The sequence below is a fragment of the Bradyrhizobium sp. 62 genome (genome assembly GCF_023073035.1).
Lineage (GTDB): Bacteria > Pseudomonadota > Alphaproteobacteria > Rhizobiales > Xanthobacteraceae > Bradyrhizobium.
Map to the genome: position 1 here is coordinate 33,244 of NZ_JADPIT010000019.1, position 5,088 is coordinate 38,331.

Below are 5,088 nucleotides of genomic sequence, written 5' to 3' on the forward strand. Positions count from 1 at the left end.
CCATGATCGCGATGGCGCTCGCGCTCGAACCGGCGGTGCTGGTCGCGGACGAGCCGACAACAGCGCTCGACGTCACCACGCAAGCGCAGATCCTGAAACTGATCCGCAACCTCCAGCGCAATCGCAACATGGCGGTGATGTTCATCACCCATGATTTCGGCGTGGTCGCCGACATCGCCGACCAGGTCGTCGTGTTGCGCCACGGCAAGGTGGTCGAGGAAGGCCCCGCCTCGGCCGTCTTCAACGCGCCGCAGCACGACTACACCAAGGCGCTGCTCGCCGCCGTGCCCTCGATGGACCCGCCCGCCCGCAGCGCCCTCGACGACCGGGCCAAGGCGGTCGAGGTGATCGGACTGGACAAGACCTACGTCACCTCGGGCGGCTGGTTTCGCGAGGACCGCCGCGTCGATGCCGCGCGCGAAGTCAACTTCACGATTCTCAAGGGCGAGACGCTCGGCCTGGTCGGCGAATCCGGTTCCGGGAAATCGTCGGTGGCCCGGCTTGTGATGCGGCTGATCGAGGCTGATCGCGGCACCGTGCGGATCGGCGAGACCGATCTCACAAAGCTCGCGGGCAAGGCGCTACGCGCCGAGCGCCATCGCATCCAGATGATCTTCCAGGATCCGTTCGCTTCGCTCAATCCGCGCCGCAAGGTCGGTCATATCATCGCCGACGGCCCGATCGCGGCCGGTACCGATCCGAAAGTCGCGTTCGACCGCGCCCGCGATCTCCTCAAGATGGTCGGCCTCGATGCCGGCGCCCTCGAGCGCTATCCGCATGAATTCTCCGGCGGCCAGCGCCAGCGCATCGGCATCGCGCGCGCGCTCGCGCTCGAGCCCGAGATCATCGTCGCGGATGAGGCCGTCTCGGCGCTCGACGTCTCCGTGCAGGCGCAGGTCCTGAGGCTGCTCGAAGACCTCAAGGCCCGCCTCGGCCTCTCGATGCTGTTCATCACCCACGATCTACGCGTTGCCGCCCAGATCTGCGACCGAATCGCCGTGATGCAGCGCGGCGTCATAGTCGAGCTGAAGCCGACCGCGCAGCTGTTCGCCGCGCCCGAACATGCCTATACGCGCGAACTGCTCGCGGCGGTGCCGGGGCGCAAGGAGCGCGCGCCGGCAGCGTAAGTCAGCCGATTGCGGCTACTTCGGTCGAGGATTCGTGTTGTTCCAGGAGGGGACTGAGTTTGTTACGCCGACGGAGGGCTGGTTGGACGTTCCGACCGAGGGCGCTGTCACGGTGCCGACGGTCTGCCCGGAACTTCCGATAGTCCCTTGCTGTACCGGCGCTCCGGTGCGTCCGCTCGTGCTGCCTGGTGTACCTGTCGCCGACGTCTGTGCGTTGACAGCGAGTGGCGCTGCGGCCAATCCGAGAGCAATGAGTGCAGCAATGGAGCGTTTCGTTGTTGTCATGGCTGATCCTTTCGGGCGGTCTCTCAATCGCAATGCCGGTCGTCAGGCGCACGTGCACTGAGTGATCTACAACTCCGCGCGCGAGAAAATGTGCCGCAATGCCCTCACACCGCAGAGCTCAACACGTCATCACGAAGCTGAAGCGATCCGGCCGAACAGATGCGTCGTGAGACCGGCGCATCGCTGAGGTATCTCGTTCCACTTCAGGAACGGAATACTCACGGGCTTTTTATCCCTCGTGACCGCCCGCACGGCTGCAAAGCCGAAGCCGGCACCCCACATCCGCATGAAATGATTTCCATCATGTGATGATGGATTGAGGATCTATTGGAGCCGACATGGGCCAGGTTATTGAGTTTGTCTCGAAATCCGAGCGCGAGCGCATTCGCCTCATCCAGGAAGCGCGCGCGATCTACGACAGCATCTTCCCGCCGGCTGATCCGGTAGGCGAACGATCGAGCGGAGCCTCCGCGCGTGGCAGCGACGGAGGAAACCTCGCGTGATCAAGATCATTGCCGTGCTCTGCAACCTCGCCTCTCCAGCGAACTGTCATGAGCAAACCGTCACCACATCCGACTTCGCCGACGTCTCGATGCAATCGTGCCTGATGGGTGCGCCACAGCTCGCCGAATGGATGAACCAGCATCCAGCCGAGCGCCTCGCCGGATGGCGCTGCGTGATCGGCCAACAGGTCGGTCGGGGAATTTAGGATCGGGCTGCGCTGTCCCTGAACGATCCGAAATGCCTGGTCCACCGCCATGAACATTGCTGGTCGCGCTTGATCTTCTCTGGCCTTGCGACCGGCGCAGGGTGACCGGCATTGGCTCGCCGGACAGGCGCGCCTATCGGATGGGCGGGTTGGTGTTGTTCCAGGTCGGGACTGCGTTGGTCACGCCGACGGACGGCCAATTATACGTACCGATCGATGGCGCCGTGACCGTCCCGACCGACTGTCCGCTCGACCCGTAGGCTCTGGGCTGTGCTGCCAACGATCCGGCGCTCCCATAATTCGGAGCCACCACGCCGGTGCTGTAAGATCGGATTGACCGGTGCTTTTTGGCTTCAGCCGCGAACGGCGCGGCAAGCAGCCCGATGGTGACGAGGGCGGCGATGGCGGGTTTGATGCTTGTCATGGCTGATCACTTCATTCTGCCGCCCCCTTGGCATTTGTTCATTCAGCGGCGAATTTCCATGGGCACCCCATTCATAACTTCGTGCGCGGGCGAAGATGCCGCGGACCGGTTGCCGTTACCGCTCAGATGGATGCCGAATGTCTTGCGCAAGCCGATTTGTCCGGCTGGCGTGACGTGCACGATCCGCGTGTCGCGGTCCCGTCTCAGCCAGCCGCGCTCCAGGCAGCAACGTTGAATCTCTGCGCCGACGTGACCGGCGACGTGAAAGCGACGCTCGCTCCAGTCCAGGCATGGGCGGCAGAAGATTCGCCTGCTTCCGGATTTCGGCTCCAGCACCGCGCCGAACGCGGAGAGGAAATGCGTTCCGGAGGCCGTTACCTCTCCGCCGTCATCGGTGAGCACGACGTGCGCTTTGGCGACGAGGGCGTCGGCGATGGCGACGCCGAGATAGCCGGCCAGATGGTCGTAGCAGGTGCGCGCAAAGCGAAGTTGATCGTCGGCGATCGAGCGTGACTGATGACGCGGCGGAACCTCGATGGCGGCGACGGCCTTGATGCTCTCCAGCATCCTGGCCACCAAAGGAGACGCGATGCGGTAATAGCGGTTGCGACGTTTCTGCGTCACGATGAGCAGCCGCGCCCCGACCAGCTTGCCGAGATGTCCGCTTGCCGTCGACCTCGATATTCGCGCGCGCGCCGCCAGTTCGCTCGCGGTCAGGGCCTGCCCGCCCATCAGCGCCGCCAGCATCGTGGCCCGCGCGGTATCGCCGACCAGTGCCGCCACCTCGACCATGTTTGCCGCTGCGACCATGGAGAAAGCGTATCGCGACCGTCCCGGCACGACAACGGTGATGGTTTGGCCGCGGCCGAACCATTGGACGCCGAGCGCGCTCTACCGTGGCTCCGACACAATCCGGAGGCCCAGCATGAAACGCATCCGCGTGGAGCCGATATCGACCTATCTGGAGCGCCGCCGCAGAGGCCCGATCTATCCGGTCGTCGTCGTCGAAGGCTTCGTCTATCTATCCGGCCTGCCGCCATTCGATCCCGAAACGGGCGAGGTCCGAACACTACCGTTCGAGCGGCAGGCCGAGATCGTGCTCGACCAGATGAAATGCTGCCTGGAAGCGGCGGGGTCGTCGCTGGCGGAGGTGATCAAGTGCAATGTCTATTGTACGCCCGATCCCGCGCATTTCGCCACGTTCAACGAGGTCTATGCCCGTTACTTCCAGGACTGTTCACCGGCGCGCATCTTCCTGCACGTTCCATCTTGGCCTGGGCCATTTGACATCGAGGTCGATTGCGTCGCGCTGGCGAGGCAACATGGATGAGGTCAGGCGCGGATTGCCCGCCTTCGGATGGACCCGAATCAGCGCTAGTGCATTCACCTCATCGACTTCGCGTATTGAGGCGACATGACCGGTCCCGAACTAAAGCAACTCCGCCACGATCTCTCGGAGGTCCTCGAGCGCAAGCTCACCGCGGCCGACATGGCCCGGCTTTGCGGATTGCCGGAGAAGGGCGGCGCCGACACCATCCGGCGCTGGGAGGTGAGCGGCCCGACACCGTCGGCGACCAAGGTGCTGCGCGTGCTCGCGATGGCGAGCGAGCGCTATCCGATCCTGGAGAAGTTCGACGTGTTCGATCGTCATGACGTGCGCGAGGAAGACCGGCCCGCAAAGCGCGCTGCATTCCGCGAACAGATGCGCGATGAGGCGCGGCGCCGCCTTGGTTAACGAGATGCGCGCGCAAGTTACCCTGATAGCGCCGAGTTAAGCCTTCCTTCACCACTTCTTAAGCCGCCATTAAGCACGAAAATCATTTACAGCCCAATAAGTTAGGTTGGCTGCCGCTGTGCCACGGATGTGACAGCATTTTCGTCAAAAGCGAGCTATCTGCAGAACCAACGAGGCGCGGAAAGCGCGCCTGCCGCGGACCTAAGTGTTGGAGTTTGGACGATGAAGAAGATTCTGTTTGCGACCGTTGCGCTGCTCGTGGTGGGCGCTGCCGCGCCGGCGGTCGGTGCCGATCTCGGTAACCGCAATTACTATAAGGCGCCCGCGCCCGCCTATGCCGCGCCGATCTACAACTGGACCGGCTTCTACATCGGCGGCCATGTCGGCGGCGCGTTCTCCAGCGACAACAATTTCAGCGGCCTCTCCACCGGCAACAACGGCAACGGCCGTTTCCTCGGCGGTCTGCAGGCCGGCGCGGACTGGCAGTTCAACCCGAACTTCGTTGTCGGCGTCGAAGGCCAGTATTCCTGGCTCTCCGGCAGCGTCGGCGCGGTGTTCCCGGGCGGCGTCGCCTACACCAACGACCAGCGCGGTCTCGGCTCGATCACCGGCCGCGTCGGCTACACCTGGGGTCCGGGCCTGCTCTATGTGAAGGGTGGCTACGCTTATTCGGACAACAACGAGAAGGTCACTGTTGGCGGCGTGCCGGCGGCCTTCGTCATCACGGGCGATCACCGCAACGGCTACACCGTCGGCGCCGGCCTCGAATACATGTTCGCCCCGAACTGGTCGGCCAAGGCCGAGTACC

The 5,088-nt window shown here is 63.9% G+C and carries 9 protein-coding genes; 6 read left to right on the forward strand and 3 right to left on the reverse strand.

The genetic code is table 11. The features are described 5' to 3' along the window. A partial coding sequence (locus IVB47_RS21805) for an ABC transporter ATP-binding protein (protein WP_247464181.1) occupies nucleotides 1–1,127 on the forward strand: 1,127 nt, incomplete at its 5' end. 15 nt (nucleotides 1,128–1,142) lie between these two features. Here IVB47_RS21805 and IVB47_RS21810 read toward each other — a convergent pair. Continuing rightward, the gene (locus IVB47_RS21810) at nucleotides 1,143–1,412 is read right to left on the reverse strand and encodes a hypothetical protein (protein WP_247283201.1); all 270 of its coding nucleotides are present in this window, start codon (nucleotides 1,410–1,412) and stop codon (nucleotides 1,143–1,145) included. Between the two features lie 338 nt (nucleotides 1,413–1,750). Here IVB47_RS21810 and IVB47_RS21815 point away from each other — a divergent pair, with 338 nt between their 5' ends. Both IVB47_RS21815 and IVB47_RS21820 read left to right on the forward strand, forming a co-directional pair. Beyond that, nucleotides 1,751–1,915, forward strand: a complete 165-nt coding sequence (locus IVB47_RS21815; protein ID WP_247464184.1) for a hypothetical protein — start codon at nucleotides 1,751–1,753, stop codon at nucleotides 1,913–1,915. After that, nucleotides 1,912–2,121 (forward strand): hypothetical protein, encoded by a 210-nt coding sequence (locus IVB47_RS21820; RefSeq protein ID WP_027570060.1) that lies wholly within the window; start codon nucleotides 1,912–1,914, stop codon nucleotides 2,119–2,121. The genes IVB47_RS21815 and IVB47_RS21820 overlap by 4 nt, the downstream gene beginning before the upstream one ends. A gap of 133 nt (nucleotides 2,122–2,254) precedes the next feature. Here IVB47_RS21820 and IVB47_RS21825 read toward each other — a convergent pair whose 3' ends face one another. Continuing rightward, entirely contained in the window at nucleotides 2,255–2,545 is a 291-nt protein-coding gene (locus IVB47_RS21825; RefSeq protein WP_247283199.1) for a hypothetical protein, read from the reverse strand. A 42-nt stretch (nucleotides 2,546–2,587) separates the two neighbouring features. After that, the gene (locus IVB47_RS21830; RefSeq protein WP_247283197.1) at nucleotides 2,588–3,355 is read right to left on the reverse strand and encodes a helix-turn-helix transcriptional regulator; all 768 of its coding nucleotides are present in this window, start codon (nucleotides 3,353–3,355) and stop codon (nucleotides 2,588–2,590) included. 115 nt (nucleotides 3,356–3,470) lie between these two features. Between IVB47_RS21830 and IVB47_RS21835 the strand changes: the two genes are divergently transcribed. The 3 genes from IVB47_RS21835 to IVB47_RS21845 all read left to right on the forward strand — a co-directional run. Beyond that, complete coding sequence (locus tag IVB47_RS21835) at nucleotides 3,471–3,875, forward strand: Rid family hydrolase (protein ID WP_247283195.1); 405 nt, start codon at nucleotides 3,471–3,473, stop codon at nucleotides 3,873–3,875. Between the two features lie 84 nt (nucleotides 3,876–3,959). Then, a complete protein-coding gene (locus IVB47_RS21840) occupies nucleotides 3,960–4,280 on the forward strand; it encodes a hypothetical protein (RefSeq protein ID WP_247283193.1) in 321 nt (106 codons plus the stop codon). A 222-nt stretch (nucleotides 4,281–4,502) separates the two neighbouring features. Next, nucleotides 4,503–5,088: outer membrane beta-barrel protein (locus IVB47_RS21845; RefSeq protein ID WP_247464186.1), on the forward strand; the 586-nt coding region annotated here is incomplete at its 3' end.

Bases quoted from the DNA above. Each gene is read 5' to 3' on its own strand.
- IVB47_RS21830 (WP_247283197.1), bottom strand. From the start codon at position 3,355: ATGGTCGCAGCGGCAAACATGGTCGAGGTGGCGGCACTGGTCGGCGAT.
- IVB47_RS21810 (WP_247283201.1), bottom strand. From the start codon at position 1,412: ATGACAACAACGAAACGCTCCATTGCTGCACTCATTGCTCTCGGATTG.
- IVB47_RS21835 (WP_247283195.1), top strand. From the start codon at position 3,471: ATGAAACGCATCCGCGTGGAGCCGATATCGACCTATCTGGAGCGCCGC.
- IVB47_RS21825 (WP_247283199.1), bottom strand. From the start codon at position 2,545: ATGACAAGCATCAAACCCGCCATCGCCGCCCTCGTCACCATCGGGCTG.
- IVB47_RS21815 (WP_247464184.1), top strand. From the start codon at position 1,751: ATGGGCCAGGTTATTGAGTTTGTCTCGAAATCCGAGCGCGAGCGCATT.
- IVB47_RS21840 (WP_247283193.1), top strand. From the start codon at position 3,960: ATGACCGGTCCCGAACTAAAGCAACTCCGCCACGATCTCTCGGAGGTC.